The sequence below is a fragment of the Halovalidus salilacus genome, from assembly GCF_031852275.1.
Classification (GTDB): domain Archaea; phylum Halobacteriota; class Halobacteria; order Halobacteriales; family Natrialbaceae; genus Halovalidus; species Halovalidus salilacus.
On record NZ_CP134700.1, the window covers coordinates 611,927 to 638,213 of the forward strand.

Sequence of the window (26,287 nt, forward strand, 5' to 3'; positions counted from 1 at the left end):
AACGGTTCGGGTGATCGTCCCAGCGGATCGTCATCTACAGCCGGGTTCCGGTCGGTTTTCGGACGAATACGCGTTCGGGAGCGGTGCCTCGCTGATGGCTCGTTGGCGGTCGGGACCGTCGGTGATCCCCTGCCGGTCGTCGGCGACTCGACGCGACGGTTGGATCGAATCCGAGCGAGCGCTGGCTGAAGCGGCGGATCCGCTTCGAGCGGAACGACCGCTGAGACTGGATCTCCCCTCGGATTCGGGTGATCGATCGCGGCACAGGTTCGGTGGGACGCCCCGGAACGGCGCACCCGGTGGACGCGGTCGAACCGTCTCAGAGCTCGCCGCGGAGGACGACGTCCTCGCCGACCGACTCGAGCATGTCCTCCGTGACGCGGTAGTCCTCCTCGTCCGCGCTCTCCCATCCGATCTCCGCCATCACGCTCTCGGCGAGGCTCGGGTTGGGATCGACGTACGCGGTGTCGCCCTCCACCTTCGCGACGATGCCGAATTTCTTCCCCGCAGCGTCGACGACCGTCTTGCCGACCGCGTCGTCGGTCAGTGTCGCAGCCATAGCGGACGTTTGTCCACGGATCGCTTAGCGGTCCGCCCTGCGTTCGAAAGTCGCCGCCGGACGGCGACCTATCGGCGGGCGGGAATCTTGTATCGACGAGAACCCTTAAGCGGGTGGGACCGGCATGAGGGGGTATGACGATCGACACGATTCTCCTCGCCGTCGGCCCCATGGACACCGTACGCGCGGACGACCTCGCCGAGACGGTCCTCGAACTCGCCGAACCGCTCGAGGCGACCGTCGTGATCGGCCACGCGTTCACGCCGGAGGAGTACGAGGAGTTCCGCGAGCAACTCGGCTTCGAAGAGCGCGTCGAGAACGTCGACCCCGACGAGGTCGCCGCGAAGCGACCCCCGGTCGGCGAACTCGAGGAGATCTTCGCCGAGGCGGGCGTCGAGACCGAGATCCGGGGGATCCTCGACGACGTCGACAGCGCCGTCGTCCAGCTCGCCGACGACGTCGACGCCGACCGCCTCGTCATCGCCGGCCAGCGCAGTTCGCCCGCCCAGCGGGCCGTCCTCGGCTCCGTCTCGAAGGAGATCATCCTCAACGCTCCCTGTCCGGTCACCTACTTCCGCGATCTGGACGTCATGGAGTGATCCGCCGACCGCCGCGCCGGCGGCGGGTGAGGCCCCGACGGCCCGCCGCTCGGACCGATTTCCCGCGGGTTCGGACCCACCGCCGGGAGTAAAGTCGCTTGGGCCGTAGCGACTCCCACCGTGTTCGAGACGATTCTCATCCCGACGGACGGAAGCGAGTACGCCGAAACCGCCGCCGAAACCGGACTCGAGTTAGCGCGCAGCCACGACGCGGCCGTTCACGTGCTCTCCGTCGTCGACACCGGCCCGCTCGGAAATCTCCGCCTCCCAGGCGACGTCGGCAGCGCGTCGGAGGTCCTCGAGGAGCGCGCCCGCGAGTTCGTCGCCCGGATCGCGGAGTCCGAGGCGGCCGACGGCCTCGACGTGACGACCGTCGTCCGCTCCGGACCCGCCGAAAACGAGATCCTCGAGTACGCCGAGGAGGTCGACGCCGACGCCATCGTCATCGCCACCCGGGGACGCGGCGGGGTCCACCGCATGGCGGTCGGGAGCGTCACCGACCACCTGATCCGGTTCGGCGACCGACCCGTGTTCGTCGTCGATTGATCGATTCGCGTCCGTCGGCGTGGGACTCAGCTCCGGGAGCCGGGTTGCCAGTCGCGCCTGTTGAGCGACTTCGTCCGTCGACCGATCGACCAGCCGACGAGCGCCAGTCCGACGTAGATCCCCACCCCCGGCAGGACGTACGCTCGGGGGACCGCTTCGGGGGTGAATCCCGCGGAATCGAGGACGAGGGCGAGTAACAGCGAGACCAGAAACAGCGCCACGCCCGCGTCCGCCGTCCGCATGTTCGGGAGCGGACCGGGACTCGAGAGGAGTCTCCCCAGGGCGTAGAAGGTGAGCACGTACGTCAACCAACCCACCAGCACGACGGCGGTCGTCATCTCGACGTTTTCCGGCGCGTACCGCGGGAGGTACCCGAGGTGGACGACGACCGTCGTGGCGAACCCGACGACGAGCGCGAGCGACGGTACGAGCGATGAACGGGTCATGAGATACCTCGACGTTTCCAGCGGACGGACATAAAAACCGATACACACTCCCGTCATTCGGCGACCCATCGTCCCCGCGGCGACTCGGGGTCGACGGCGCGGGCCGATCACCCGCCGCCCAGGGCGATTCGAACGCCCGACGCGGCCGGATCGGCCGACGCCCAGTCGAGCGTCGTCGCGACGAGGAGCGCCGCCGCGACCGCCCGAGCGAGCGTGATCCGAACGCCGAGGACGACTCGAGGTGCGCCGATCCCGGGGGGCGAACCGGATCGAGCGCAGGGATCCGTGCGGTTCCGCGTCGGTCGCGATCGGCCGGCTCGAGGCCGCTCGGGCGGGCGGTCCGCGTCTGGACGCGGCGACTGGAGTCCGTCTGCGATCGACGGTCGCCGGACGAGTTCGTCGGCGACCTCGAGGTCGCACCCGCCGCGAACGGTCACCGTCACGGTCGTCTCTTCACCGGTTGTCGCTCGGAGTGCCGCCGGCGAGTCGGCTGTGTCGTTCGGTTCGAGATCTCCCTCGGTCGCCTCCGATCGACGGTTGCACCGGCGGTCGCCGGTCGGGGAGATCGATTCGGAACGCCTCGTCCGGACGCTGTAGATGAGTTCGATCATGGGCGAGTGCGGGGGCGACGAGCGCGGTGATCGGGCGGGTGCGCCCGCCGCAGTGCGATCGAACGGCCGGCGACCCCTTAGACTCGAGCGTGCGGTTTCCATCAGTTCCGAAATCGGCGACCCGCGGCGCTTCCGTGGCGGCTCACTCGATCGGCCGCAGGTCGGAGCTTCCGCACGAGCAGGTGGGACCGGTGCCGATCAGGTGGACCCGACCGTCGGGAAAGAAGTGTGCGGGACCGGCCGACCCGCAGCCGTCGCAGATCGCGAGCCCCTTCCGAATCTCTTCGTCGGTGGTCATCCGATTGGTCTCCTCACAGCTCTCGTGAATCAATGCTGTTCCTACACACGTGGGTATTCGCCAGCCCGCGTCGGTCCGCCGGGAGCTCGACCCCGTCCAAGGAAAGCACCTATTAGCCGTCCCGAGCGACCACGAAGTAGTGCGTGACTTTCACACACACTCCAGCTACTCGGACGGGACGTTCCTCCCGGGGATGGTTCGAGCCGCCGAGCGGGCCGGACTCGAGGGGATCGGCTTTGCGGACCACTGCACGGTTTCCTCGCGCGAGGCCGCCCGCGAGGCGCGCGCGACCTACGGCTTCGCACTCGACCTGACCTACGAGCGGCGGCGGACGGGGATCGAGGCCGTCCGGGAGGAGACCGACGTGGCGGTCTACGACGCCGTCGAGTTGGATTACCACCCGTCGGACGAACCGGAGATCGACGCCTTCCTCGCGGAGGCCGACTTCGACTACGCCGTCGGAAGCGTCCACGCGGTCGACGGGCGCAACGTCCAGGTCGCCGGATTGTTCGAGGGCGAGTCCGAGAGCGATCTGGACCGACTCGTCGACGAGTACGTCGGCGCGCTCGTCGCCCTGATCGAGTCGGAACTGTTCGAGGTCGCCGCCCACGTCGACCTCGTCGAGCGGACCGAACCGCTACGGGGCCGGGCCACCGACGACCACTACCGCCGGGTCGCGGAGGCGTTCCGAAACTCCCGGACGGTCCCGGAGATCAACGCCGGACGGGCCCTGCACGAACCGGCGATCGTCCATCCCACCGATCGGTTCCTCGAGATCCTGCTGGAGCGCGACGTGTCGATCACCGTCGGCACCGACAGCCACGCTCCCGACGAGGTCGAGGACCGCGTCCAGTTCCTGGAGGCGTTCGTCGACGAACGCGGTATCGATCCGGTCGATCCGACTGCCGACCTCGAGTGATCGATCGGTCGAGGCGGGGAGAGGGACGCCGCAACTCGACGGTCGTGAGCCCCCGGAGCGAGCGTGACGTCGGCCGGCTGACGAAACGACAACCACCGGACGCAACGCCGGTCTGTGACCGGAACGCCGAACCACGCCAGCGGCGTCGATTCGGGGACCCTCGAGCCGCCCCGTGCACTCCTGTCGCACGGCCTGATCCAACGGCGCGGCTGTATTTCATCCACTTCTACCATTATCTCGACAAGAAAGCTTATGCTGGGGTGGTCGGCTTATCGAAGCATGACACGGAACTCAACGGCACAGAACCGGTCCGGTGCGGCGAAAGACGACGAACTTCCCAACCTCGTGACGATCGTCGGTCGCGGCGTTCCTTCTAACTTCGAGGTCTCAGTCTCCGGCGACCTCGAGATGATCGACGCTGATCCGAAGGCCGAGGCGACCGTCGTCAACGGCGGCGTCGCCGAGGGAACGATCGACACCGGCGTCTACCGCTTCCGCTTCTCCGGCGAGATGGCCAACGTTCGCCTCGTCGACTGGAACGGCGTGGCGGCCCCCGACTCGCCCAGCACCCCGAACGTCCACGTGGATTACGGCGTCGCGAACCGATAGGTTTCCCTTCTCCGCGCGGCTTTGCGGTCTTCCCGTCGATCTCCCTCGTATCGACGATTCGACCCCGGGCTCTCGGGGGCCCGTGGGCGTCCGGTTCCCTCGTCCCCGCCGACTGCGATCGATCATCGTCGACTGGGTCTGTCCCCGCCGGGTCTGTCCCCGCCGGGTGTGATCTGTCCCCCGACCAGGATCGGTCACCGACCGGCGGCGGTCGAAACGAACGGACCCCGCCGCGAATCCCCGGTCCGACCGTCGTAGCGGGGCCGACCCCGTCAGTCGACGACCTCCTCGATCTCCTCCTCGAGTCGAACGAGCGATTGCTCGATGTCCGCCACCATTGCGGTCTGTTCCTCGGTCGCGGCCGCGATCTCGGAGACGGAGTCGGAAACGTCCTCGCCGGTCGCGACCATCTCGTCCGTCATGCCGGCGATCTCCTCGGCGCTCGACGCCTGTTCGTCGGTCGCGCTCGCGATCTCGTCGACGCCGTTTGCGACCTCCGTAACCGCCGTCACGATCGACGTCTGATCGTCGACGACGTCCTCGACCCGTTCGGCCGCCTCCGAGATTCGGTCGTTCGCGACCTCGACGCTCTCGACGGTTTCGTCCGCGTTCTCGAGGATCCGCTCGACGAGCGTTTCGATCTCTGCAACCTCGGACTGGGACTGTTCGGCGAGCGATTTCACCTCGTTCGCGACCACCGCAAACCCGGACCCGTCCTCGCCCGCGTGGGCGGCCTCGATCGAGGCGTTCAGCGCCAGCAAGTTCGTCTGGTTCGCGATGTCGTGTATCACGTCGACGATCTCCTCGATTCGGACGATGAGTTCCTGCAGTTCGGTCGTCCTCTCGCCGACCGTCTCGCTCGCGCCCGCGACCCCGTCCATCACCTCGGCGAGTTCCCGGCCGGCATCCAGGGACTGTTCGGCGCGCAGGCGCACCTCGTCGGTTCGGCCGTTGATCTCGTCGGTGCTCGAGGCGACCTCTTCGATCGTCGCGCTGAACGACGACACCTCCGACTGGACCTCGCCCAGTCCGTCCGTCTGTTCGTCGGCGCGTTCGTTGATCCGGTCCGCGTTTTCGGCGACGTTCGACGCGGACGTTCGCAGTTCGCCGACGGCGCTCTCGACTTCCTCGGACATCCGATCCTGCAGGTCGCGGATCGCCGCTCGCTGCTCGACGAGTTCCGTGACCTGAACGAGGACTTCGACGCCGGCGACGACGTTTCCGTCGCCGTCGGGTATCGGAATGGCCATCGCGCGGGCGTGGGTCCGTTCACCGCTCGCGGTCGTGGCCGAGCGGATGTGATCTTCGCGGATCGGAACCCCCCGCCGGATACACGTTTCGACGAGGGTCTCGCTCTCGCCCTCGGTTCCGAACACGTCGTACGCGGCGCGGCCGACGACCTCCTCCTCGGGGTATCCCATCAACTCCTCGACGCTCTCGTTCCACACGGTGATCGTTCCTTCGCTCGACACCACGAACGCCGGTTCCGGGAGCGTACGTACCAGCGATACGAACGTCCCCCGCCAGAACGCCGCGGGGTCCGACTCGTGCTCGGGAACGATCGACTCGTCGAGTTGCGCGTGCTGCGTCGCCATCTGTCGTTCTAGTACTGGATCAGTTAGACACGAGATAGTGTTTCTGGCCGAGAACTCCCGTAACCGCCCTACACGTCCGTTTCGCTGCCGAGAATCCCCATTAGTTAATAATCGTGGATACGTTTCGAGGAGGACTGCGAGCGGTCGGGCTCCGATCGCCGGTCGTCGACCGGACGGTCGCGGCGATCGGTACGATCCCGGTCAGCGCGTGCGCGTGCACGTTGGCCGTCGTTCCGTATGGTTTCACGGTCGTTCCGTACGGTTTCACGGTCGTTCCGTACGGTTTTACGGCCGCGCCAGTAGCACGGACGCGTCGACCGTGCGGATCACGCGGTCGGAGGTGCTGCCGAGGAGGTGCTCTTTGAGTCCCGACCGGCCGCTCGCGCCCATCACGACGAGGTCGACGTCGTTCTCGTCGACGTACGCCGCGATCACGTCGTGCGGGTCGCCTTCCCGAGCGGGGCGTTCGTAGTCGACGCCCACCTCCTCGGCCCGATTCGCGGCGTCGTCGAGCACCTCGTCGGCCTGCTCCTCGAGCGTCTCCGTCACCTGGGGGGCGATCGTCCCCGACGCGCTCGCGGACATCTCCGTCCCCACGTCGACGACGTGGAGGAAGTGAACCGTGGTCGTCCCCCGGTCCGCTATCTCGAGCGCGTGGTCGACCGCGGCGTCGCTCGACTCGCTTCCGTCGGTCGGGACCAGAATGTCGTCGTGCACGGGAAGGAAATCGACGGGGAGACGTAAAAATCGGGGCGAGCAGGTGCACGGCACCGCTCCCCTCGACGCTCGAGGCGTTCAGCGATCGGCCGCCTCGGCGCGCTCGAGGTCGAGCGGGTCCTCGATGTCGCCCAACACCGCCTCGAACAGATCCGTCACGGTGACGAGGCCGACGACGTCGCCGTCTTCGATCACCAGCGCGAGTTCCTGGTTTTCGGTCTGAAACTGGTCGATCGCGTCGCTGATGTCCGTATCGGGCGAGAGCGTCATCGGCGGCGCCGCCAGTTCGGCGAAATCGAGATCGCCCGCGGCCACCGCCTCGCGGCGTTGGAGGAGGCTCGGCGTGTAGACGATTCCGCGGAAGTCCGTCAGGTCGGAGCCGACGAGCGGGTATCGCGCCTGCGGACGCTCTTCCATCCTCCGGAAGTTCTCCTCGGGATCGTCCCCGGTCGACAGCGCGACGATCTCGTCGGGGCCGACCATCACCTCGCGGATCGACCGCTCGCCGATCTCGAACGCGTTCATCACCTCCTCGCGGCGCTCGTCGGGAAGATCGCCCTCCTCGAGGATCGAGCCGAGCTCCTTCCGGAGGTCGGCGCGGGATTCGATGACGTCCTCCTCGGTCTCGAGCCACGCGCCGGTCATCTCGATCCCGAAGAGCCTGAGCGTCCATTTGGCGACGCCGTCGCCGAGCGAGATGATCGGGGAGATGAGCCAGTTGAACCAGTAGAGCGGGGCCGCGCCGTACCGACAGACGAACCGCGAGCGTTCGACGCCGAGGTAGGTCGGCGTCTGCTCCCCGTGGGTCAGGTGGACGAGGTTGATGAGCAGGAACGCGAGGATGCCGGCGCTGCCGATCGCCGCCAGCGCCGTGTCCTCGAACAGCGGCTCGAAGAGCGCGGCCAGCGCCGGTTCGGCGACGATCCCGACCGCGATGCTCGAGGCCGTGATCCCGACCTGGCAGGTGGTGAGGTAGATCTCGAGGTTGTCGGTCATCTCCCACGCCCGCTCGAGCGCCGGATCGCCGTCGATGAACTCCTCCTCGGTGAACTGGCGAGCGCGGGTCAACGCGAACTCGATGGCGACGAAGAACCCGTTCGCGAGTATGAGCAGGACCCCGGCGACGAGCCGGAGGGTAATCTCGAGCGAGTTCACGACCACGCTCTCTCACCTCGAGCGCGTCGATATTCCGCGGGTGATGACCCATCCCGTCTCCGGATCGCCCCGGCGCGCCCCGCCGCCGGAACCGCGTCGCTCGGACTCCGCTCGAGCGACCGACCCGCCGAGCGCGACGGCGTCTCGAGTCTGGGGCGGGATTTCGCGCTCGCTCTCGTCCCCGCGAGAGGCGCGTGTCGCGCCGCGGCGTTCGGCTCGGCGCCGCTCGAGCCGACTGACATCGATCGACCGTACGTTTCGGTCGCGGCCGTAGCAGTTTTGGCTTGCATATGTAGGTGCTCCCACTGAAACGAGGGCGGACGCACTGTCGGTGACCGTCAGCCGACTGCCACAGCGGTTCGCTGGCGTCGTCCCGTCACTCGTTGCGTTCGCCGGTGCGACCCGATTCGAGGTAGCATCGGCTTTCTGACTGTGGTCGTGAATATGCGCCGTGAAACCTATCAATTCTGCGGTCACTCGATCGGTGTTGCCATGAAACGGAGGTGTGAGTTCGGAGCGATCGGCTTCGTTCTGCGGACGACGATCGAAGGTGCGTACAGTGGGATCTCGAGGTCGTGGGCAGCTGCGGCGACGCGACCCTCGTCACGTCCCAGGTGACGGGCGCGATCGGAGCGCTCGAGTCCGCAGCGAGAGAGCGGCAGTGTTCAGTGCAGTACTGCCCTTCGTCTGAAACTGCTTTCCAACGGTAGCGTTGCAATTTCGTACCGAACTCCCCGACTCGCATCGCGTGGCGGGTCTGGGGCGACCGACGGTGAGTCGTGCGGCTCCCGAGCGTCTGCGCTCGGTGGCGATCACGACGACCGCGCTGATCCAGATTACGCCGACGGCGATGCTGCGGGCGAGCGTATCGACGGGTAGAACGCCTCGGTCGCGTTTCGCCAGCCGTGAAACAGCATCGCCAGCACGACGCTCCGCCCGGCCCCGTCGTAGAGTCACCCTCGAGCGGCGTCGCCGCGCGACTGACCGACCACGAGCGCTCCGAAGGCCGGCCCGAACTCCCCGAAGGGGCCGAGTCAAACCGTCCGAAAAGGATTTTAGACGGGTCTCCGAAACCCGGGTTATGAACGCATCAGCCGTGTTCTCGCGGCTCGAGGCACTCAGATACGCGTTCGCGGGTACGATCACGTTCGTACTCGTGTCGCTATCGGTCGGTGGGTTCGTTCCCGTGGGTGGAGTTCTCGCGTTCGATCCGGCCGAGGGAATCGCGATCTCGCTCGCCCTGCTGTCCGGACCGACGGCGGCCCTCGGTGTTGCAGTGGGAGTCGTGGTCACTGCAGCGGTTCGTTCGGCCCTCTCGCTCTGGGTGGTCTTCGAAGCCGCGACCACGTTCTTCCTCGGATACGCTGCGTATCGTTTGTGGTACGTCCTCCCGAATGTGGCGACGGGTGAACGGCCGACCCTCGCGTCTGCGCGCCAGTGGCTCGAATTCGTGACCGTTACCGTGGTGGCTGCGGCGTCGAGTACGGCGATACTCGCCTGGGGCGCTCAGGTGGCTGGACGGACGTCGTTTCACGCTATCGCCATCGAGACGGGAGTTACGCGCGTCCTCTCTTCGCTCGTGGTCGGGGCCGTCCTCGTCCCCGTGTTCACACGGCGATGGGACGTCGACGCACACGCCAAACCCTACCGCTATCGCTCGCCCATCGACGGACGGTCGGGAGCGTTTTTCGGGGCGGTCGTCGTCCCTATCTGGTGGCTCGTCGCTGGAGCGGCGTTGAGTGTCGCCTCCGATATCGGACCGCGTATCCACCCGGCGAGCGTCGCCGGAATCGTCGGAGGACCTCTGTCGCCCGAGACGCTAGCGGCTATCGGCGTGGTGGGTCGGACGGCACAGATCGTCTTCGGGGCGGCCTTATTGGCAATCGTCCTGCGAACGTACGCGTCTTCCGATCCGACGACGAACCGATCGGTGGACGAGGTCGCATCGACCGCGGACGGTGCCGGGGTGAATCAATGAGGCTCACCCGCCGAGATGCCGTGGCCGCTGCGGTCGTCGGAGGTGTGGGAATCGGGCTTCCGGCGGTGTCTATCGCCGAACTGCGCGGTGGTCGAGAGGAGGGGGATGCGGTGGTCGATCCATCGTTCACGGACGGTGATTTGACCACGATGCACCGCCTGGCTGAAGCCATCTATCCGAGCGAGGTAACGGTCACGGTGGGATTCATCGAGGGATACGCCGATCGCCTTCCGGAATCTCGGCGACGAGCGACGCGCGAGTGCGTTCGGTTGCTCGACGATGCGTGTCGTCGCGACGTCGGCGTCGAGTTCGCGTCGGTTTCCCCACCTGCAAAACGCCGGGCGGTGTTGTGCCGCCTCGGAGTTCACGCCGCTCGGTCGAATCCCACGGGAACGGTCGCCGAGCGAATTCGGTACCACCTCGTCAATAGCTTGCTCTACGCGCTGTTCACCTCTCCACGGGGTAGCACGCTCGTCGGCTTCGAGAACCCGATCGGACACCCTGGTGGCTACGAATCACAGACCTCCGCCCCGGAGGACGATGATGACTGACCGATCGGGGGCCGACCGGACGCCTTCGGAACGGGTCGACGTCTGTATCGTCGGCGCCGGGGTTGCCGGGGCGATCGTCGGCTCCGAACTGGCCTCCCGGGGGTACGACGTGGTCTTCCTCGAGGGGGGAGAGCGGTTCGACCCGGCCGATCGGCTGGAGCAGATGGAGCGTGCGATCCGTCCCGAGCACGGGGCAGCCGAGGTGTGGAACATGGGCGGACCGCGCGACCGGTACACGACGTCGGGACCGATGGACGGCTACTCGCTCAACGAGCGCCGCGTGAAGGGCGTGGGTGGGACGACGTTACACTGGCTGGGAAGTACTCCACGACTGCACGAGAAGGATTTCGAGATGCGAACGCGCTACGGCCTCGCTGTGGACTGGCCGATCGGGTACGACGACCTCCGTCCCTACTACGCGGCCGCGGAGTCGGAACTCGGCGTGGCGGGAAGCGACAGCGACTCCACGCCCCCACGCGAGGAACCCTATCCGCTCGAGCCGTTCCCGCCGACGCACTCCGACCGACTCTTCGAGCGCGCGTGCGACCGACTCGAGATATCGATGCGTCGCTGTCCCCAGGCCAGAAACTCCTCACCGTACGACGATCGGAGCGAGTGTCAGGGGTACGGCACGTGCAGTCCGGTGTGTCCGTCGGGTGCGAAGTACAGCGGGGACGTACACGTCCGAAAGGCGGAGGAGGAAGGCGCGCGCGTAATTGATCGGGTCACCGTCGAAAAACTCGAGCACGACGACGCCGGCTCCGAGGTGGAGGCTGCGCGGTACGTCACGCCCGACGGAACGCGTCACCGACAGGAGGCGCGACAGTTCGTCCTGGCCTGTGGCGGCGTCGAGACGCCGCGGTTACTCTTACTCTCGGCCTCGAGTGACCATCCCGACGGCCTGGCCAACTCGAGCGGAGCCGTCGGTCGATACTTCATGGAGCATCCGGGGACGAGGGTGAGCGGGAGACTGGATCGCGAGACGAATCCGGAACCCATCGGCTTCCTGACCAGCACGAGCGAGCACTTCTACGACCACGACGACGCGCCGCCCGGTAGCATCCTCCTCAAATTCAGCAACTCCGGTCCTGCTTCGCCCGTCGAGGCCGCACTGACGGGTGCTGGGTCGCCCGGTGCGGACGACGTCTGGGAATCGGTCGCCGGGGCGAAGTGGGGCGATGCCATGCTGGACGGCATGGACGGGTCGAACCGGACGGTCTGGGTGAGTGCGAACGTCGAGATGCTCCCGCGGGCGGACAACCGAGTATCGCTCGATCGGAACCGGACGGACGCGTTCGGAAATCCGGTTCCGCACGTCTCGTTCGGGCTGGGTGAGTACGGTATCAGAACCGCCGAGCGAGCGATCGACGTTGGCGAGCGAATCCTCGAGGAAGTCGGCGCGACGGTCGCCGGCCGGACCGACCTCGAGAATCCGATATTCCTCTCGCACCACATGGGAACGACGCGGATGGGGACCGACCCCGACGAGAGTGTCGTCGACCCCCGCCTGCGAACCCACGACGTGGACAACTGCTGGATCGTAAGTAGCAGCGTCTTCCCGACCTGTGGGGCAGCGAATCCAACGCTGACCATCGCCGCGCTCGCCTTGCGTGCGGGCGAACACATCGACGAGTCCCTCTAGTACCACTACCGCCGAGTTACCGCGATCGCAGCGGATCGGATCGTCCTCTCCCTGCGACCGCTTCTCGATTGACGACTCACTCGAGGCGACCGTCACGCGGACCACTCCCGATTTCTCGGAGTAATTTTTCGCGTCAGACGCCAGCGTGGCGACTGACGGAGTAGTTCGAAACGTGTCGACAAAGCAGTGGACTCGCCGGGATTGAGCAAACCCGAAGGGTTTGCGATGTTCGGCGAGTCCACGACTGAACGAGCGAAGCGGCGTGAAGGAGTGGACTCGCCGGGATTTGAACCCGGGGCCTCTTCCTTGCGAAGGAAGCGATCTGCCGCTGATCTACGAGCCCTCGAGCATTCGTACTGCCGGTTTCTATTTGAGGCTTGTGTTTCGGCGATCCGGGTGCGACCGTCTCCCACCCGAATCGGCCGCCTCGAGACCGCGAAGCGGTCGGTTCACGCCGTCGACCGGGTCGCCGTCGGACTCGAGCCCACGTGCAGGAGGCGAGCGCGGCCGGCGAGCAGGCCGAGCAGGAAGCCGGTGAAGTGGGCGATCAGCGCCACGCCGGGGGCGGCGGTCATGACGGTCACGAGGGCCGCGAGGCCGAGGAACGCCAGCCAGGCGAGCCACCGGGGCACCTCGACGATCGAGGCCAGCCCCGAGGAGAAGCGGTTGCCGGCGAGCAGGTAGCCCATCAGGGCGAAGACAGCGCCGCTGGCCCCGAGCACACCGACCGCGGGTGCGGAGATGAACGGAAGGGACGCCAGCGCGGCGGGGAGGGCGATCTGGGAGACCCCCGCCAGCGCACCGGTGAGCACGAAGAAGGCGTGGAATCGCAGCCGGGTCGTCGCTCGAGCGACGGGCCAGCCGAACAGGACGAGGGCGACGCTGTTGGAGACGAGGTGTCCCAGGTTCTCGTGGGCGTAGACGCTCGTGACGACGGCCCAGGGGTCGTGGGTGAGCGGCGGCGTCAGGACGAACAGCGACGCGGCCAGCGCGACGTCGAGGATCGCCGCTACCTGCTGGAGGACGAAGACGACGGCGAACAGGGCGAGCGTCTCGAGGATCGGGCTCGAACGCTCCGACCGCGTGGATGCCATGGGCTCACTACGGCCCGACGGTACAAAATTCATCACGTGGCGGCGCTCGCAAAACGGGGCGGGTGTCCGTCCTCGAACCGGGGCTCGACGCGAGGCGTCGAACCGTCGAGGACGTCGACGGAGCGTGTGGCCGGGTGCGCCGCCCGGCGGCGATCCGCGAGGCCGGTGATCGCGAGGCCGGCGATGCGCGAGGCCGGTGATGTGCGACGTTTGCGGTGCTACCCGCTCAGGGGTGGTGAACCGCCAAAAATCGCATTCGAGTAACAGTTCGTCTCGGGTCGGATCGGGCCTCGAGTCAGTCCTCGAGGACGATCTCGATCGAGACGTCGTTCGGCACCTGAATGCGCATGAGCTGTCGGAGTGCGCGTTCGTCGGCGTCCAGGTCGATCAGGCGCTTGTGGACGCGCATCTCCCAGTGCTCCCACGTGGCGGTGCCCTCGCCGTCGGGCGACTTCCGGGTCGGCACCTCGAGGGTCTTCGTCGGCAGCGGGATCGGACCGCTCAGGTTGACGCCGGTGTTGTTGGCGATCTCGCGGACGTCGTCGCAGATGTCGTCCAAGTCCTCGGGACTCGTGCCCGCGAGTCGAACGCGTGCCTGCTGCATCGATTACTTCTCGTGGACCTCGAGTACCTTGCCGGCCGCGATGGTCTGACCCATGTCGCGGATGGCGAAGCTCCCGAGTTCGGGGATTTCGCTGGACGGCTCGATGCTGAGCGGCTTCTGCGGTCGGATGGTGACGATCGCCGCGTCGCCCGACTCGATGAAGTCGGGGTTCTCCTCGGCGACTTCGCCGCTCGAGGGGTCCATCTTCTTGTCGATGGACTCGATCGTACAGGCGACCTGGGCCGTGTGGGCGTGGAAGACCGGCGTGTAGCCCGCGGTGATGACCGAGGGGTGCTGCATGACGACGATCTGAGCCTGGAACGTCTCGGCGACGCTCGGCGGGTCGTCGGCGGGGCCGCAGACGTCACCGCGGCGGATGTCGTCCTTACCGATGCCGCGGACGTTGAACCCGACGTTGTCGCCGGGGCCGGCCTGCGGGACTTCCTCGTGGTGCATCTCGATCGTCTTCACTTCGCCGCCCACGTCGCTGGGCTGGAAGGAGACGTTGTCGCCGGTGTTCATGATACCGGTCTCGACGCGGCCGACCGGGACGGTACCGATACCGGAGATGGTGTAGACGTCCTGGATCGGGAGTCGCAGCGGCGCGTCCGTCGGCGGCTGGGGCTCGGGCAGGTCGTTGAGCGCCTCGAGCAGGGTGCGGCCGTCGTACCACGGCGTGTTGTCGGACTCCTCGGCGATGTTGTCGCCCTCGAACGCCGAGATCGGGATGAACGAGGAGTCGTCGACGCTGAAGTTGACCTGCTTGAGCAGGGCGTTGACCTCGTCGACGACGTCGTCGAACGTGTCCTCGGCGTAGTCGACGACGTCCATCTTGTTGACGCCGACGATGAGTTCGTCGATCCCGAGGGTGCGGGCCAGGAAGACGTGCTCCTGGGTCTGAGGTGCGACACCGTCGTCGGCGGCGACGACGAGGACCGCGTTGTCGGCCTGCGAGGCGCCCGTGATCATGTTCTTGACGAAGTCGCGGTGGCCCGGACAGTCGACGATGGTGAAGTAGTACTCGTCGGTGTCGAACTCCTGGTGGGCGATGTCGATGGTCACACCGCGCTCTCGCTCCTCGGCGAGGTTGTCCATGACGTAGGCGAACTCGAAGCCGCCCTTACCCTTCTCTTCCGCTTCCTGTCGGTGCTGCTCGATGACGTGCTCGGGTACGCTCCCCGTCTCGAAGAGGAGTCGCCCGACCAGCGTGCTCTTGCCGTGGTCGACGTGACCGATGATGGCCAGGTTCTGGTGGGGTTTGTCTTCGCTCATTGTTATAGCTCACGCGCAGAGGCGCTTATATCGGTCTCTTTGTCTCGTTGCGGTTAAAACCATTTCGAAAGCGCGTTCGGGCCGTCCCGCCGCCGTCTTGCGGTTTGTCCAACGTTCACACGGAACTCTATAAATCCGACCATCCGGCGGGGCACCACCCGCCGAATCGCGCCGAACCGCCCGCCGCGTATCGAATCGATCGCTCTGAACGCGTCGATTTCGCCGAAACGACGGGGGATTCGAACCACCGCCACCCTCGAGGGGAACGCGGCTACTATCGATCCAGCGGCGGGAGTCGCCCGACGTCCGAGAGGACCGCCGTCGCCGTCTCGGGGCCGCCGGCGCCGCGGCCGCTCGAGGCCAGCGAACCGGCGTGACGGGTCTCGAGTTCGACGATGTTTCGGGTGCCGGTCACCGCCAGCGCGCTGTTTTCGGGGACGAGTCGGGGGCCGACCCGGACCCCCGCCCGCGTCGCTTCGCCGATGAGGCGGATCGTCCGGCCGTCCTCGGCGGCGAGGTCGAGGGCGCTGCCGGGGATGTTCTGGATGCCCTTGACGGCGGCGTCTTTGAGGGAGAAGCCGCCGTCTGCGAGCACGTTCGCGAGGATGACGAACTTGAGCGCGGCGTCGGTGCCGTCGACGTCGAACGTCGGGTCGGCCTCCGCGACGCCCAGGTCCTGGGCCTCCGCGAGGACGTGCTCGTAGTCGAGCCCCTCCGCGGCCATGCGCGTGAGGATGAAGTTGGCGGTGCCGTTGAGCACGCCGCGGACGGCGGTCACCGCCTCGGGGGTGCAGTCTTCGATCGTCGACAACACCGGAATGGCGCCGCCGACGGTCGCCTCGAACCGGATCGAGCCCGCGCTCTCCGCCTCGAGCGCGCGCAGTTCCTCGTAGCGCTCGGCGACGGGGCCCTTGTTCGCGAGGACGACGTGCCGATCGGCCTCGAGCGCCCGCTTCGCGTGGGAGAAGCCGGGTTCGGCGTCGTCGAGGGTCGTCGGCGTCGCCTCGACGAGGACGTCGTAGTCGCTCTCGAAGGCGGTCGCGGGGTCGGCGCTTCCGACCGGTTCGCCGCCGGCCTTGCGCTCGAGGGCGCCGGCAACGTCGATGCCGTCGTCGTCGACTGCCGCGCCGCTCGAGTCGGCAAGCGCGACGACCTCGTGGCCGTACTCGCCCGCGAGGTCCGCGACGGCGGCGCCGACGGCGCCGGCGCCGAGCACGGCGAGTTTCACGGGGCGTCACCTCCGAGCAGCGGCTCGACGACGGTGAGGTCCTTCTCGGCGCCGACGTCCCGGATCGCCTCGAGGGCGGCCTCCTGCTCGCCGGAGTCGATGGCGAGTCGGAGGCGGGCGCTCGAGACGTCGCCGGTGCCGCGGGGGGCCGCGAGCGAGAGGTCGCGAACGACGGCGTTCGCCTCGCCCTCGACCACCCGGAGCGTCTCCGAGAGGTCGGTTCGCACGAGGTGGCCGACGAGGACGACCGTGATCTCCTCGCCGTAGCGGTCGGCGCCCGCCTGGATGACGTTCACGCCGGCCTCCCGGAGGGCGTCGACGATGCCGTCGAACCGGTCCGGCGGGCACTCGAGGTCGACCTCGACGGGGATGTGTCCCCGGGGCGTGATGTTCCCCCGCTCGTGGTGAATGCTCAGCAGGTTGCCGCCGGCCGCGGAGATCGGCTCGAGCGCGCGAAGCAACTCGCCCGGTTCGTCGACGAGCTCGAGGCGGACGGTGTAAGCGCGTACACCGCCGTCGGTCTCCGGATCGGCGTCGGTAGCCGCCGATTCGTCGCCCTCGGCGGCGGGTCCGTCACCCACCGCCGACACCTCCGGCCTTCGGACGTCCACACGTCATGATCTGTGACTGGGTAATCGGCGCGTATAAGGATATAGGACTTCCCAAAACTGTCCGAGAGTGTCACCGAGCCCCAAACGGCTCGCAAGGGGTCGACGGGCTCGAGACTTGACGGATCCCGCGGCGTTCTCGACCGGGCGGTTCGATAGGCTGAGTCAGAAGTCGGAAGTCGGAAGTCGGAAGTCGGGAGTCGGGAGTCGGGAGTCGGGAGTCGGACGCCAACTCCGATCTCGAGCTCAGAGGTGGTCCTTTCCGGGGTTGGACGATCCCCAGTCGCCGCGACCGCCCTCCGTTCGGTCGATGCCCATGATCGATTCGGCCTGATCGGGCCCGCCGAGCTGGTCGCGGGCGTCGGGGACGCGGACGGTGACCTCCTCGATTTCGGGCCACTGGATCAACTCGGCCTCGATGTTGCCCGTCGTGATATCGCTGACCGAACAGCCCCGACAGCCGCCCCCGAGTTCGATGACGACCTCGCCCGTCTCCGGGTCGGCCTCGCGGACCGCGCTGTTCCCGCCGTGCATCTGGATGATCGGCATCTCCCGGGAGAGCCAGCGCTCGACACGCTCGCGGAGGGACCCCGATTCGCCCTCCTCGCCGGTCGCGTCGGTGTGTGTCATGGTCGCCCTAGGCGCTCGAGCGACGAATACGTTTTGACGCGAAGAAACGTGCAAAAAGTTCATTATCGATTCGCCGATCACCGATTCCGCTCGGGTGGCGTCTCCCTCGGTTCCGCCCGACGGCGCAGGCGCTCGAGGGCGAGCGCCCCGCCGGCGAGTCCGGCGGGGCCGGTGAAGCCGGGGATGGCGTTCGCTCCGTCGTCTTCGTCCTCGTTCTCGTCGCCGCCCGACTCGTCCTCCGACTCCTCGCTTTCGTTTCCACCGTCCGGGATTTCGACGTCGAGCTCGTCAGGGTCGGTCAGCGACGGCGGATCCGCCTGCTCGCCGGCCTCGATCGGGAACGTGTAGAGGCCGCCATCGGTCGGCGCGCCGGCGATGAGTTCCGTGCTACTGGCGACGAACGTCTCGTCCGGGACGGCGACGCGGGCGGTCCAGAAGCCCGCCTCGTTCGGGTCGCGCCAGGCGGCGATCTCCTCGGGCGACTCGGGGTCGCTCACGTCGTAGATCTTCACGCCGGCCTGGTACCACGAGGAGTACAGCTCCCCGTCGCGCAGTTCGAAGTTGTGGGAGGTCGTCCACAGCCCCCCGTCGTACGTTTCGATCGCGGCCCGGGGCGCCTCGATCGTCGCGAGGTGGGTCGGGTCCTCGAGATCGCGCACGTCGTAGAGGTCGATGCCGCCCGGCCGGGGCCCCTCCTCGTCGATGGCCCACGCTTCCCGTCCGATCGCGAGCAGTTCGCCGTCGTCGTCGACCGCCGCGTAGTGGTCGTTGCCCGGGAGGGCCTGCTGGGCGTCCATGACCGCGGTTTCGTCGTCGCTCGCCTCGATCAGTTCGTCGAGGTCGACGTCGTCGTCCCGCAGCGACGACAGCAGCTCCGGGTCGGCCGGGTCGCTCACGTCGACGACGTAGGTGCCGGCGTCCCAGTAGGGGAGGTAGGCGACCTCGTCCTGGACGTAGACGTCGTGGAGGTACCGCACGAGCCAGTGGACGTCGGCCCACTCCGGCTCGTGGTCGAGGGGCGACCAGGTGCCGACCTCCTCGACCTCGTCGTCCGAGAGGTCGTAGATGACGAGCGGGTTCGTCGCCGTGCCGGAGTCGTCGACGTTGTTCTCGACCACGTAGAGGCGGTCGCCCTCGAGGAAGCAGTTGTGGATGTGGACGCCGGTTTCGTAAGGTTCGGCCGCGAGAACGGGATCCGCTGGGTCGCTCACGTCGTAGACGAGGAACCCGTGGAAGTACGGCTGAGTCGTCTCGTTCGCCGGGCCCGGAACGACGAGTCGGTCGCCCGAGACCGCCACGTCGAGGATGTCGGCGAACTCCTCGTCCTCGTCGGCCAGGAGGTCGCGTTCCTCCGCGAGCATCGTCGGCTCCGCGGGGTCGCTCACGTCGACGGTCGCGAAGCCGTCCTTCGCCGCGACGTACGCGGTCTCGCCGTCGTCGCCGACGACGGCCTCGCAGGCCCCCGAGATGGACACCCGGCCGAGCGGTTCGTAGCCGTCGCCGTCCCCGTTCCCGTCAGCTTCGTCCTGAACGGCCGACCCCGACGTCAGGGCCGCGGTCGAACCGATACCCGGACCCGCGAGGGCGAGGCCCGTCGCGGAAGCCGCGCTCGAGCGGAGGAACGCTCTTCGTCGCATACCCTCCCCATCGGTGCGCCGAGCATTAATTCCGGTGGAACCGCGCGGTCAGCCGCGCATCCGTCGGCGGTCGCCCGTTCCCTGGGTGAGGGCGCTGGCGAGCGCGCCCTCGAGGACCACGTCGTCGCCCAGTTCGGTGAGCTTGATCTCGGGGACGTTCGTCATCACCATCTCCGAGACGCGCTCGCGGATCGGCGTGACGACCAGCTCCTCGTTGTTGAGGGCGACGGCGCCGCCGATCGAGACGAGGATCGGGGCGAACGAGTGGACCACGTTCGCCACGCCGATCGCGTTCCAGTGGGCGATCTGCTCGATCGCGTGGTCGGCCAGGTCGTCCTCGCCCGCGAGGTCGAAGACGTCCTTCGCCGAAAAGTCGGGGTCCTCGAGCGGCAGGTCGGTCGCGATCGTGGGGTCGTCCTCGGCGAGCAGCCGGACGAACTGCGGGATGGCGTTGCCCGAGCAGTACCCCTCCCAGTGGCCGTCGTGACCGCAGCCGCAGGTGAGTCGACCGCGCGGGTCGACCACGCAGTGGCCGACCTCGCCGGCGTTGGCGTCCCAGCCGCCGAGGATCGAGCCGTCGCAGCAGACCCCGGCGCCGATCCCCGAGGAGATCGTCAGGTAGACCATGTCGTCGGGGTTGCGCTCGGCGTGGAACCGCTCGCCGATGACGCCGGCCGTGGTGTCGTTGTGCAGGTGGACCTCGTCGGTCTCGAGCAGCTTCGAGATCGGTCCCGTCAGGGGGATGCGGTCGATCGTGTCCGGGAGGTTGGCGGGATCGATCACCGCCCCCTCCGCGAGGTCGAACGGTCCGATCGAGCCGATCCCCGCGGCCTCGACCCGGGCGGGATCGACGCCGGCGTCCGCACAGGCCTCACGGACCGTCCGGAGGACGCCCTCCGTCACGTCGATGCCCGTTGGACCGCGCGGAGTCCCGTTTCGGCTGCGTCCGAGGGTCGTTCCGTCTCCGTCCGCGACGATCGCGCGAACGTTCGTCGCGCCGAGGTCGACGCCCGCGTAGTAGCCCATTCGTGTCACTAGGGGCGGCCCCGCGAGTATAAAGACTGCGAGGTGTCGTGCCCCGCGAGAGGCGTGAAAGCGCACCACTCGACGCGTGTGAACACGAAACGAGGTGGGTCTTCGCGACGCCGTTCGGGCCTCCGGCGAGCCGCCGGCCGATTTATGCCACTTGGTAACATATATCTGGTATGGCGACCGACGACGCACCGGCTGACGGGGACGGCACCCGACGGGACGGGGACGAGGGTGGACCGACCGACGCGCTCGCGGAGGGCGAACTCGAGGCGCTCCACGAGGTCGAACTGGGTCTCGAGTGGCTCCAGCGGGCCCAGGGAAGCCTGATCGAGTTCCACCACGCCACCGGCCACGGGATGGACCACCTCCGTCGGGCCGAGTCGATCCTGCGGGCGACCGGCCACGCGGACCTGGCCAACGTGATCCGGGACGACCTCCTCCCGTGCGGCGTCGTCGACGGCGATCGGTGGTCCTACGACGTGCTCGAGAGCTACCAGGAGACCCTGTTGACCGAGGCGGGCGCGCTCGAGCGCCGGGCCCGACGGGAGCTTTCGGACGGGCAACGTCACGTCCGGGAACGACTGCAAGAGCGCGAGTGGAAGGGCCGGTCGCGGCGGGGGTGAGCGCGGACCGCTGCCGGACGGCGGCCGCCGCGCTACCGCTCGTCGGCGTCCTGCTGGATGGTGGTGACGGGGCAGGGAGCCGAGAGCATGACTTCCTGCGACGTCGACCCCAGGACGGCCGTATCGGCCGGCGATCGGCTTCGGCCGCCGACGAAAATTCGGTCGGCGTCGACCGCCGTCGCGAGGTCGACGATCCCCTCGCTGTGCTCGTCGACGACGACGCCGCGGACCTCGTACGCGACGCCCGCGTCGTCGAAGGCGGCCCGGAGCTCCGCCGCCGGTGGCCGACGGCCGGCGACCTCGTCCGGATCCGCCTCCTCGAGGGGGGCGTCGAATCCGAGTTCCTCGCGCAGTTCGTCCTCGTACTCCCCGGCCGTGAAGGCGTGGCCGATCACGACGGTCGCCTCGAGCGGGGCGGCGACCTCGATGACCGTCTCGGCGAGTTCGTTCGCGCGCGGTGCGTCCATCGGGCCGACCGCGAGTAGAATGGTTTCGATCGCCATGGCTCGAGCTAGGCGATGCCACCCGCTTAACTATTCCCGTCCGTCGCACCCTCGTCGTCCGTCGTTTCGGCGACCGAATCGGCGATCGGCGGACGACTACGGGCTCGAGGTCGAGGACGGCGACCGCTCCGGGGCTACCGTTCGCCGCGGACGAACGTCACCGGGCACGGCGCCGAGAGCATGACCGACTGTGCGGTCGACCCGAACACCGCCTTCCCCGTGGGGGAGCGACGCCGACCGCCGACGATCACGCGATCGGCGTCGACGCTCTCCGCCAGGTCGACGATCGCGTCGCTGTGGTCGCCCACGGCCCCCCGGATCTCGTACTCGACGTCGCGCTCCTCGAGCGCCGCCACCAGTTCCCGCACGGTCGAGTGGCGCGCCGCGACGTCGTCGGGAACGATCTCCGATCGCTCCGCGTCGAACTCGAGGCGCTCGAGGACCTCGTCGTACTCGCTCGAGGTGAAGACGTGCGCGAGGACGACGGTCGCGTCCGCGGGCGCAGCTACTTCGATCACCGCTTCGGCCAGTTCCTCGGTTCGGTCGGCGTCGCCGGGCCCGACCGCGAGGAGCACCGTTTTCAGCGTCATACCCACCCCTACGAGGAACACCGTGTTAAGCGCTGACCATTTCGGCGAATCCCCGCCCGGCCCGACTGCGGACGGCTGATCGATTCGAACGATTCCGGTCGCCCGAACCGTTCACGGGCCCACCGGCCGCTCGCACGATGCTCAGTCGTCCGATCAGACCCGAACGCTCGAGCCGAGGTACTTCGAGAGCACCTCCGAGACGGCGTCGGCGTTGAACGCCTCGAGGTCCGCGGCGATCTCCGCCTTCAGCGCCTCGAAGTACTCCTCGTCGACCTGGAGTTCGCTGAACGCGACCGACTCGACGGGCGGTGAGAGCCACTCGTCGACCAGCCGGCGGGCGTAGGCCCGATCGGAGACCTCCCCGCGCCAGAGCGTGTTTCGGAAGAACAGCCAGCCGTCGGCGCCCGGTTCGGGCGCGTCGTAAAAGAGCGTCGTCTCCGCCGTTCGGGGCTCGAGGGAGACGGCCTCGGCTCCGGGCTCGACCTCGAGGCGGACGCGCACGCGGAAGACGTACCGAGCCTCCATCGGGACTCACTGGGCCTCCATCGGGACTCACCCGTTCACTCGCGGGTGCGGCCGCGGCTCACGCGTTCCGTTCGGACTCGATGAGTTCGGCCATCTCGATGTCGGCGTCGGTGATGCCGCCCTCGTCGTGGGTCGTCAGCCGGATCTCGACCTCCTTGTAGCCGATGACGATCGTCGGGTGGTGGAACTGGGCCTCCGCGATCTCGCCGACCATCTGCGCGAAGTTGACCCCGCGGAGGTAATCGTCGAACTCGTAGGTTCGAACGATCTCGTCCCCCTCGCGGTCCCACTCCTCGGGCAACTGCTCTGCGATCTCGTCGTCGGACAGTCGGTCAGCCATGTCCGCCCGAACGGAAGCCAGTTAAATAATAATTGTGCCCTGGTGAGCGGCGGCGCAATAAAGCCGCGGCCGGACCTGAACCGTCGGTCGACGCCTCGAGCGGGACGGTTCGCCTCGGACGCCAGTGGACGGCTCCGCGCTCAGTCGTCGTCGGTCGCCCCGAGGGGCGCGTCCGCCTCGACCTCGAATTCGGGCCCCGCCTCGAGCACCGCCGAGGGGAGGTTGGTCGGTCGGTGGTCGTCGCCGAACTGGGGATCGAACAGTTGCAACGCCGTGTTGATCGTGCTCCAGTCGTCCTCCGCGGCGGCCTCCCGGAGGCTCTTGGTCGGCGGCGCGAGCAACTGGCTGACGAGCGCGTCGGCCATCGACTCGACGATCTCGCGCTGCTCGTCGGTGAACGCCGCCCCGTCCGGTTCGCTGTCCCCGGTTCCGCTTCCGTCTCCGCCACCGGTCTCGCGCCCGCCCGAATCCGCGCTCTCGAGACGGGCGAAGGCGGTCTCGAGTTCGCGCTGTTTGATCCGCTCGGCGGACTCGTACATCGCGGCGATCACCTCGTCCGCCCGCGAGCGCTTGTACTGCTCGCAGAGGAGGTCGAACTCCTCGGCGACGATCGCCTCCACCTCGCGGGCGGCGTCGGCGCGCTGGCGTCGGGTCTCCTCGGTGATCGTCTCGAGGTCGTCCAGGTCGTACACCGTCACGCCCGGGAGCGAGGCGGCCTCGGGCCGGACGTCCCGGGGCTGACCCAGGTCGACGACGACTCGCTCGCGGTCGCAGCCCTCGAGGTGGTTGGGCTCGAGGATCGGCTCGTCGCTGCCGGTCGCCGTCACGATCACGTCCGCCCGGGAGGCCGCGGTCGAGAGCCGCGCGAGGGGGACGGCGCGCGCGTCGACCGCGTCTGCGCTGGCGTTCACCACGTGTTCGGCGTGGGTGACCGTTCGGTTGGCCACGACCACCTCGTCGATACCGGCGTCCGCGAGGCTCCGGGCGGCCAGCCGCCCCATCTCGCCGGCGCCGACGACGAGCGCGGTCGCCCCCTCGAGGGGGACGGTCCGGGCGGCGAGTCGGGTCGCCGCGGAGCCGAGCGAGACGACGCCCTCGTTGATCTCCGTCTCCGTGCGGGCGCGCTCGCCGACGTGGATGGCCTTCGTCACGGCCGGTTCGAGCAGCGAGCCGACGCCGCCTTCCTCGTGGGCGTCCACGTAGGCGCTGCGCACCTGACCGATGATCTGGTCTTCGCCGAGGACGACCGACTCGAGGCCGGTGGCGACCCGGAGGAGGTGCTCCAGGCTCTCGTCGTGGTCCGCGAGCACGACCGCCTCGTCGTCGACGGCCGCGAAAAACTTCTCGAGGGCGACCTCGCCGACGGCGGCGTCGGGGGCGACGACGTAGGCTTCGACCCGGTTGCACGTCGAGAGGACGAACGCCTCTTCGATCTCGGGCAGCGCGAGCAGGCCCGCGACGCCGTCGCGCTGGCCGTCGGGGCTCGCCGCCGCGAGGTCGTCGACGGTCCCGCTCTCGTGAGTCACGCGAGCGCTCGTCACGACCCCCGCCGAGATCACCGCGTCTCACCCCCTGTCGACAGTTCCGCACCGAGCACGTCCTCGATCACTTTCGAAGGGTTGGAAGTACCGCTACGTAAAGCTGTCCAAAGGGCCTCGGAATTGACGACGTCGGTGACGATCTCCCGCCGCCGCTCGGGCGCCACGCCCCGCGCTTTGAGTTCCGATCGGAGCCCCGACACCGCCGTCGCCATCTCGCCGGCGCCCGCGAGCGTCTCCTCGAGTTCTCGGCGGAGGTGCTTGCTCAGGGCGGGCGCGGTCCCGCCGGTCGAGATCGAGACGACGACGGGATCCTCCCGGACGGTGGCGGGAACGACGACGCTCCCGGGCGCTCGCTCCCCCGCGCGATCGGCGCGGTTGACGAGGATTCCCCGGTCGCGGGCGGCCTCGACGACCGCTTCGTTGACCGCCTCGTCGTCGGTCGCCGCGACGACCAGCGCCGGCGCGGTTCGCTCGAGCCAGTCGGAAATATCGACGGGCGTCGGCGCGGCCCGCACCAACTCGGCGCCGCCGAAGGAGGCGTCGGCGAACGTCGGGCTGAGGACGACGACCTCGGCTTCGCGGGCGAAGCGGCGGGCTTTCCGCGCGCCGACGGGACCGCCGCCGACGACGAGCACCGTGGCGTCCGTGAAGTCGTGGAGGAGCGGGATCATCGGTCTCTCGGATCGGTTCGGTTCTCCGCGCTACTCGGCTCGCGTGTTCGCGTCGGCCCGTTCGGCCAGCCTGATGCCCGTCTTCTTCAGGATCCGGGTCGAGAACAGGCTGTCCCAGTCGTCGTCCGCGACGTCCCAGTGTTCGGCCATCGCTTCCCGGACCCGCTCGATCCGCTCGCGGCTCTCCTCCTCGGAGCGGCCGTGGGTCATCGCGAAGAAGTTGTACGGCCAGACGCCCTCGTGGCGCGGGCGCTCGTAGCAGTGGGTGACGAACGGCAGCGAGGCGACGGCGGGTCCCACCTCGGGGACCACCTCGTCCGGGACGTTCCAGACCGTCATCCCGTTCTCCGTGTAGCCGAGCGCGTAGTGGTTCGGGATCACCCCGACCCGGCGGATCTTCCCCTCGAGGTCGAACCGCGCGATCGTCTCGAGCACCCACTCGGTTTCCCGCCCGATCGCCTCGGCGACGTCGGCGTACGGCGTCTCCGTGAGGGGGAGGCCGTCCTGGATCTCGAGGACGAGGTCCCGCTCGGCCGGCGTGAGCGTCCGCCGATCCACGGGCGCGACGTCCGGGCCGAGGTCCGAGCAGTCGACGCCGCCCTCGAGCGGGCCGTCGACGTAGAACTTGGCCTCGACGCGGAACTCCCGCCGTTTGGGCAGGTTGTACGTCTCCTGCCCGGTCTCGTCCTCGATCTCGGCGAGGACCTCCTCGACGCGCGTGCTCACGGGTTCACCGTTCGCTCGGTCCGAGTCGCTGCGCGCCTCGCGCTCGGCGACCGAGACGACGAACCAGACGTTCAGGTACGGGTGCTCGCGCTCGTAGTTGTGCGCCACTTCCCGGCGGGCGTTGACCGCCTCGACGACCTCGTCGAAGCGCTCTTCGGGGGCGTGCATCGCGACCAGCGTCGCCGCGCCGCCGATCTCCTGGGCGTTGACCAGCGGCCCGAACCGCGAGAGGACGCCCCGATCGTCCAGGTCGCGGATCGTCTCGAGCAGTTCCTCGCCGGTGATGTCGACCCCGTCGCCGCGCTCGCGCATCGCGGCCGCGGCGGGTTCGAACGGCCGTTCGACGACCGGGAACCCGCCCTGAAAGGCGTTGACGACCGCGCGTTCGCGCTCGGTGAGCGCGAGGTCGACGTCCGCGTTCATACGCGAACGTCCGGC

Annotated in this window: 30 protein-coding genes and 1 tRNA gene; 8 read left to right on the plus strand and 23 right to left on the minus strand. The window is 68.3% G+C overall.

Annotated elements, in window-relative coordinates:
• Positions 1-319 precede the first annotated feature (319 nt).
• Positions 320-559, minus strand: coding sequence for a hypothetical protein (locus RJT68_RS03025; protein WP_407038907.1), 240 nt, complete (start codon positions 557-559; stop codon positions 320-322).
• A gap of 134 nt (positions 560-693) precedes the next feature.
• Here RJT68_RS03025 and RJT68_RS03030 point away from each other — a divergent pair, with 134 nt between their 5' ends.
• Positions 694-1,158 carry a universal stress protein gene (locus tag RJT68_RS03030; RefSeq protein ID WP_407038908.1) on the plus strand — a complete coding sequence of 155 codons (465 nt, stop codon included), beginning with the start codon at positions 694-696 and terminating at the stop codon, positions 1,156-1,158.
• A 120-nt stretch (positions 1,159-1,278) separates the two neighbouring features.
• Positions 1,279-1,704: a universal stress protein gene (locus RJT68_RS03035; RefSeq protein ID WP_407038909.1), complete on the plus strand. Its 426-nt coding sequence runs from the start codon at positions 1,279-1,281 to the stop codon at positions 1,702-1,704.
• Positions 1,705-1,730: 26 nt separating this feature from the next.
• Here the strand turns inward: RJT68_RS03035 and RJT68_RS03040 are convergent, their stop codons facing one another.
• The 3 genes from RJT68_RS03040 to RJT68_RS03050 form a co-directional block, all read right to left on the minus strand.
• Positions 1,731-2,150, minus strand: coding sequence for a hypothetical protein (locus RJT68_RS03040; protein WP_407038910.1), 420 nt, complete (start codon positions 2,148-2,150; stop codon positions 1,731-1,733).
• Between the two features lie 107 nt (positions 2,151-2,257).
• Positions 2,258-2,761, minus strand: a complete 504-nt coding sequence (locus RJT68_RS03045) for a hypothetical protein (protein ID WP_407038911.1) — start codon at positions 2,759-2,761, stop codon at positions 2,258-2,260.
• Between the two features lie 142 nt (positions 2,762-2,903).
• Positions 2,904-3,059 (minus strand): hypothetical protein, encoded by a 156-nt coding sequence (locus RJT68_RS03050; protein ID WP_407038912.1) that lies wholly within the window; start codon positions 3,057-3,059, stop codon positions 2,904-2,906.
• A gap of 139 nt (positions 3,060-3,198) precedes the next feature.
• On the opposite strand from RJT68_RS03050, the gene RJT68_RS03055 reads away from it, so the two are divergent.
• Positions 3,199-3,978, plus strand: coding sequence for a PHP domain-containing protein (locus RJT68_RS03055; protein WP_407038913.1), 780 nt, complete (start codon positions 3,199-3,201; stop codon positions 3,976-3,978).
• A 279-nt stretch (positions 3,979-4,257) separates the two neighbouring features.
• Positions 4,258-4,587: a hypothetical protein gene (locus RJT68_RS03060; RefSeq protein WP_407038914.1), complete on the plus strand. Its 330-nt coding sequence runs from the start codon at positions 4,258-4,260 to the stop codon at positions 4,585-4,587.
• A gap of 272 nt (positions 4,588-4,859) precedes the next feature.
• Here the strand turns inward: RJT68_RS03060 and RJT68_RS03065 are convergent, their stop codons facing one another.
• The 3 genes from RJT68_RS03065 to RJT68_RS03075 all read right to left on the minus strand — a co-directional run bounded on the left by RJT68_RS03065 (position 4,860) and on the right by RJT68_RS03075 (position 8,054).
• The gene (locus tag RJT68_RS03065; RefSeq protein WP_407038915.1) at positions 4,860-6,182 is read right to left on the minus strand and encodes a methyl-accepting chemotaxis protein; all 1,323 of its coding nucleotides are present in this window, start codon (positions 6,180-6,182) and stop codon (positions 4,860-4,862) included.
• Positions 6,183-6,467: 285 nt separating this feature from the next.
• Positions 6,468-6,899, minus strand: a complete 432-nt coding sequence (locus RJT68_RS03070; protein ID WP_407038916.1) for a universal stress protein — start codon at positions 6,897-6,899, stop codon at positions 6,468-6,470.
• Between the two features lie 78 nt (positions 6,900-6,977).
• On the minus strand, positions 6,978-8,054 hold the full coding sequence (locus RJT68_RS03075) for a hemolysin family protein (protein WP_407040310.1): 1,077 nt from the start codon (positions 8,052-8,054) through the stop codon (positions 6,978-6,980).
• Positions 8,055-9,135: 1,081 nt separating this feature from the next.
• On the opposite strand from RJT68_RS03075, the gene RJT68_RS03080 reads away from it, so the two are divergent.
• The 3 genes from RJT68_RS03080 to RJT68_RS03090 are packed head-to-tail and all read left to right on the plus strand — an operon-like array spanning position 9,136 to position 12,225.
• Positions 9,136-10,032 (plus strand): hypothetical protein, encoded by an 897-nt coding sequence (locus tag RJT68_RS03080; RefSeq protein WP_407038917.1) that lies wholly within the window; start codon positions 9,136-9,138, stop codon positions 10,030-10,032.
• Complete coding sequence (locus RJT68_RS03085) at positions 10,029-10,583, plus strand: gluconate 2-dehydrogenase subunit 3 family protein (protein ID WP_407038918.1); 555 nt, start codon at positions 10,029-10,031, stop codon at positions 10,581-10,583. The genes RJT68_RS03080 and RJT68_RS03085 overlap by 4 nt, the downstream gene beginning before the upstream one ends.
• The gene (locus tag RJT68_RS03090; RefSeq protein ID WP_407038919.1) at positions 10,576-12,225 is read left to right on the plus strand and encodes a GMC family oxidoreductase; all 1,650 of its coding nucleotides are present in this window, start codon (positions 10,576-10,578) and stop codon (positions 12,223-12,225) included. The genes RJT68_RS03085 and RJT68_RS03090 overlap by 8 nt, the downstream gene beginning before the upstream one ends.
• 271 nt (positions 12,226-12,496) lie before the next feature.
• Here the strand turns inward: RJT68_RS03090 and RJT68_RS03095 are convergent.
• From RJT68_RS03095 to RJT68_RS03135, 9 genes are all read right to left on the minus strand, one after another.
• Positions 12,497-12,568 (minus strand) — tRNA-Ala (locus tag RJT68_RS03095).
• Positions 12,569-12,674: 106 nt separating this feature from the next.
• The gene (locus RJT68_RS03100; RefSeq protein ID WP_407038920.1) at positions 12,675-13,319 is read right to left on the minus strand and encodes a rhomboid family intramembrane serine protease; all 645 of its coding nucleotides are present in this window, start codon (positions 13,317-13,319) and stop codon (positions 12,675-12,677) included.
• 295 nt (positions 13,320-13,614) lie between these two features.
• A complete protein-coding gene (gene rpsJ, locus RJT68_RS03105; RefSeq protein ID WP_006090080.1) occupies positions 13,615-13,923 on the minus strand; it encodes a 30S ribosomal protein S10 in 309 nt (102 codons plus the stop codon).
• 3 nt (positions 13,924-13,926) lie between these two features.
• Complete coding sequence (tuf, locus tag RJT68_RS03110) at positions 13,927-15,195, minus strand: translation elongation factor EF-1 subunit alpha (protein ID WP_407038921.1); 1,269 nt, start codon at positions 15,193-15,195, stop codon at positions 13,927-13,929.
• A 274-nt stretch (positions 15,196-15,469) separates the two neighbouring features.
• Complete coding sequence (locus tag RJT68_RS03115) at positions 15,470-16,423, minus strand: homoserine dehydrogenase (protein WP_407038922.1); 954 nt, start codon at positions 16,421-16,423, stop codon at positions 15,470-15,472.
• Entirely contained in the window at positions 16,420-17,013 is a 594-nt protein-coding gene (locus RJT68_RS03120; RefSeq protein ID WP_407040311.1) for an amino acid-binding protein, read from the minus strand. Before RJT68_RS03120 ends, RJT68_RS03115 begins: the two co-directional genes overlap by 4 nt.
• Before the next feature lie 264 nt (positions 17,014-17,277).
• On the minus strand, positions 17,278-17,661 hold the full coding sequence (locus RJT68_RS03125; RefSeq protein WP_407038923.1) for a NifU family protein: 384 nt from the start codon (positions 17,659-17,661) through the stop codon (positions 17,278-17,280).
• Positions 17,662-17,738: 77 nt separating this feature from the next.
• Positions 17,739-19,298, minus strand: a complete 1,560-nt coding sequence (locus tag RJT68_RS03130; RefSeq protein ID WP_407038924.1) for an LVIVD repeat-containing protein — start codon at positions 19,296-19,298, stop codon at positions 17,739-17,741.
• Between the two features lie 48 nt (positions 19,299-19,346).
• Positions 19,347-20,324: an ROK family protein gene (locus RJT68_RS03135; protein WP_407038925.1), complete on the minus strand. Its 978-nt coding sequence runs from the start codon at positions 20,322-20,324 to the stop codon at positions 19,347-19,349.
• 179 nt (positions 20,325-20,503) lie between these two features.
• On the opposite strand from RJT68_RS03135, the gene RJT68_RS03140 reads away from it, so the two are divergent.
• Positions 20,504-20,953, plus strand: a complete 450-nt coding sequence (locus tag RJT68_RS03140) for a hypothetical protein (RefSeq protein WP_407038926.1) — start codon at positions 20,504-20,506, stop codon at positions 20,951-20,953.
• A gap of 32 nt (positions 20,954-20,985) precedes the next feature.
• Here the strand turns inward: RJT68_RS03140 and RJT68_RS03145 are convergent, their stop codons facing one another.
• The 7 genes from RJT68_RS03145 to ahbB all read right to left on the minus strand — a co-directional run bounded on the left by RJT68_RS03145 (position 20,986) and on the right by ahbB (position 26,272).
• The gene (locus RJT68_RS03145) at positions 20,986-21,456 is read right to left on the minus strand and encodes a universal stress protein (protein WP_407038927.1); all 471 of its coding nucleotides are present in this window, start codon (positions 21,454-21,456) and stop codon (positions 20,986-20,988) included.
• A 134-nt stretch (positions 21,457-21,590) separates the two neighbouring features.
• The gene (locus RJT68_RS03150; RefSeq protein ID WP_407038928.1) at positions 21,591-22,046 is read right to left on the minus strand and encodes a universal stress protein; all 456 of its coding nucleotides are present in this window, start codon (positions 22,044-22,046) and stop codon (positions 21,591-21,593) included.
• A 153-nt stretch (positions 22,047-22,199) separates the two neighbouring features.
• Positions 22,200-22,571, minus strand: a complete 372-nt coding sequence (lwrS, locus tag RJT68_RS03155) for an LWR-salt protein (RefSeq protein ID WP_407038929.1) — start codon at positions 22,569-22,571, stop codon at positions 22,200-22,202.
• Between the two features lie 58 nt (positions 22,572-22,629).
• Positions 22,630-22,911 (minus strand): 4a-hydroxytetrahydrobiopterin dehydratase, encoded by a 282-nt coding sequence (locus tag RJT68_RS03160; protein WP_407038930.1) that lies wholly within the window; start codon positions 22,909-22,911, stop codon positions 22,630-22,632.
• 140 nt (positions 22,912-23,051) lie between these two features.
• The gene (hemA, locus tag RJT68_RS03165) at positions 23,052-24,470 is read right to left on the minus strand and encodes a glutamyl-tRNA reductase (RefSeq protein ID WP_407038931.1); all 1,419 of its coding nucleotides are present in this window, start codon (positions 24,468-24,470) and stop codon (positions 23,052-23,054) included.
• Positions 24,467-25,123, minus strand: coding sequence for a precorrin-2 dehydrogenase/sirohydrochlorin ferrochelatase family protein (locus RJT68_RS03170; protein ID WP_407038932.1), 657 nt, complete (start codon positions 25,121-25,123; stop codon positions 24,467-24,469). Before RJT68_RS03170 ends, hemA begins: the two co-directional genes overlap by 4 nt.
• Positions 25,124-25,153: 30 nt before the next feature.
• On the minus strand, positions 25,154-26,272 hold the full coding sequence (gene ahbB, locus RJT68_RS03175; RefSeq protein ID WP_407038933.1) for a siroheme decarboxylase subunit beta: 1,119 nt from the start codon (positions 26,270-26,272) through the stop codon (positions 25,154-25,156).
• Positions 26,273-26,287: the final 15 nt, after the last annotated feature.

Coding starts and splice junctions, on each gene's coding strand:
- RJT68_RS03025 (WP_407038907.1), bottom strand. CDS start 559: ATGGCTGCGACACTGACCGACGACGCGGTCGGCAAGACGGTCGTCGAC.
- RJT68_RS03030 (WP_407038908.1), top strand. CDS start 694: ATGACGATCGACACGATTCTCCTCGCCGTCGGCCCCATGGACACCGTA.
- RJT68_RS03040 (WP_407038910.1), bottom strand. CDS start 2,150: ATGACCCGTTCATCGCTCGTACCGTCGCTCGCGCTCGTCGTCGGGTTC.
- RJT68_RS03045 (WP_407038911.1), bottom strand. CDS start 2,761: ATGATCGAACTCATCTACAGCGTCCGGACGAGGCGTTCCGAATCGATC.
- RJT68_RS03050 (WP_407038912.1), bottom strand. CDS start 3,059: ATGACCACCGACGAAGAGATTCGGAAGGGGCTCGCGATCTGCGACGGC.
- RJT68_RS03060 (WP_407038914.1), top strand. CDS start 4,258: ATGACACGGAACTCAACGGCACAGAACCGGTCCGGTGCGGCGAAAGAC.
- RJT68_RS03065 (WP_407038915.1), bottom strand. CDS start 6,182: ATGGCGACGCAGCACGCGCAACTCGACGAGTCGATCGTTCCCGAGCAC.
- RJT68_RS03080 (WP_407038917.1), top strand. CDS start 9,136: ATGAACGCATCAGCCGTGTTCTCGCGGCTCGAGGCACTCAGATACGCG.
- RJT68_RS03085 (WP_407038918.1), top strand. CDS start 10,029: ATGAGGCTCACCCGCCGAGATGCCGTGGCCGCTGCGGTCGTCGGAGGT.
- RJT68_RS03090 (WP_407038919.1), top strand. CDS start 10,576: ATGACTGACCGATCGGGGGCCGACCGGACGCCTTCGGAACGGGTCGAC.
- RJT68_RS03100 (WP_407038920.1), bottom strand. CDS start 13,319: ATGGCATCCACGCGGTCGGAGCGTTCGAGCCCGATCCTCGAGACGCTC.
- rpsJ (WP_006090080.1), bottom strand. CDS start 13,923: ATGCAGCAGGCACGCGTTCGACTCGCGGGCACGAGTCCCGAGGACTTG.
- tuf (WP_407038921.1), bottom strand. CDS start 15,195: ATGAGCGAAGACAAACCCCACCAGAACCTGGCCATCATCGGTCACGTC.
- RJT68_RS03125 (WP_407038923.1), bottom strand. CDS start 17,661: ATGACACACACCGACGCGACCGGCGAGGAGGGCGAATCGGGGTCCCTC.
- RJT68_RS03130 (WP_407038924.1), bottom strand. CDS start 19,298: ATGCGACGAAGAGCGTTCCTCCGCTCGAGCGCGGCTTCCGCGACGGGC.
- RJT68_RS03135 (WP_407038925.1), bottom strand. CDS start 20,324: ATGGGCTACTACGCGGGCGTCGACCTCGGCGCGACGAACGTTCGCGCG.
- RJT68_RS03140 (WP_407038926.1), top strand. CDS start 20,504: ATGGCGACCGACGACGCACCGGCTGACGGGGACGGCACCCGACGGGAC.
- RJT68_RS03145 (WP_407038927.1), bottom strand. CDS start 21,456: ATGGCGATCGAAACCATTCTACTCGCGGTCGGCCCGATGGACGCACCG.
- RJT68_RS03150 (WP_407038928.1), bottom strand. CDS start 22,046: ATGACGCTGAAAACGGTGCTCCTCGCGGTCGGGCCCGGCGACGCCGAC.
- lwrS (WP_407038929.1), bottom strand. CDS start 22,571: ATGGAGGCTCGGTACGTCTTCCGCGTGCGCGTCCGCCTCGAGGTCGAG.
- RJT68_RS03160 (WP_407038930.1), bottom strand. CDS start 22,911: ATGGCTGACCGACTGTCCGACGACGAGATCGCAGAGCAGTTGCCCGAG.
- RJT68_RS03170 (WP_407038932.1), bottom strand. CDS start 25,123: ATGATCCCGCTCCTCCACGACTTCACGGACGCCACGGTGCTCGTCGTC.
- ahbB (WP_407038933.1), bottom strand. CDS start 26,272: ATGAACGCGGACGTCGACCTCGCGCTCACCGAGCGCGAACGCGCGGTC.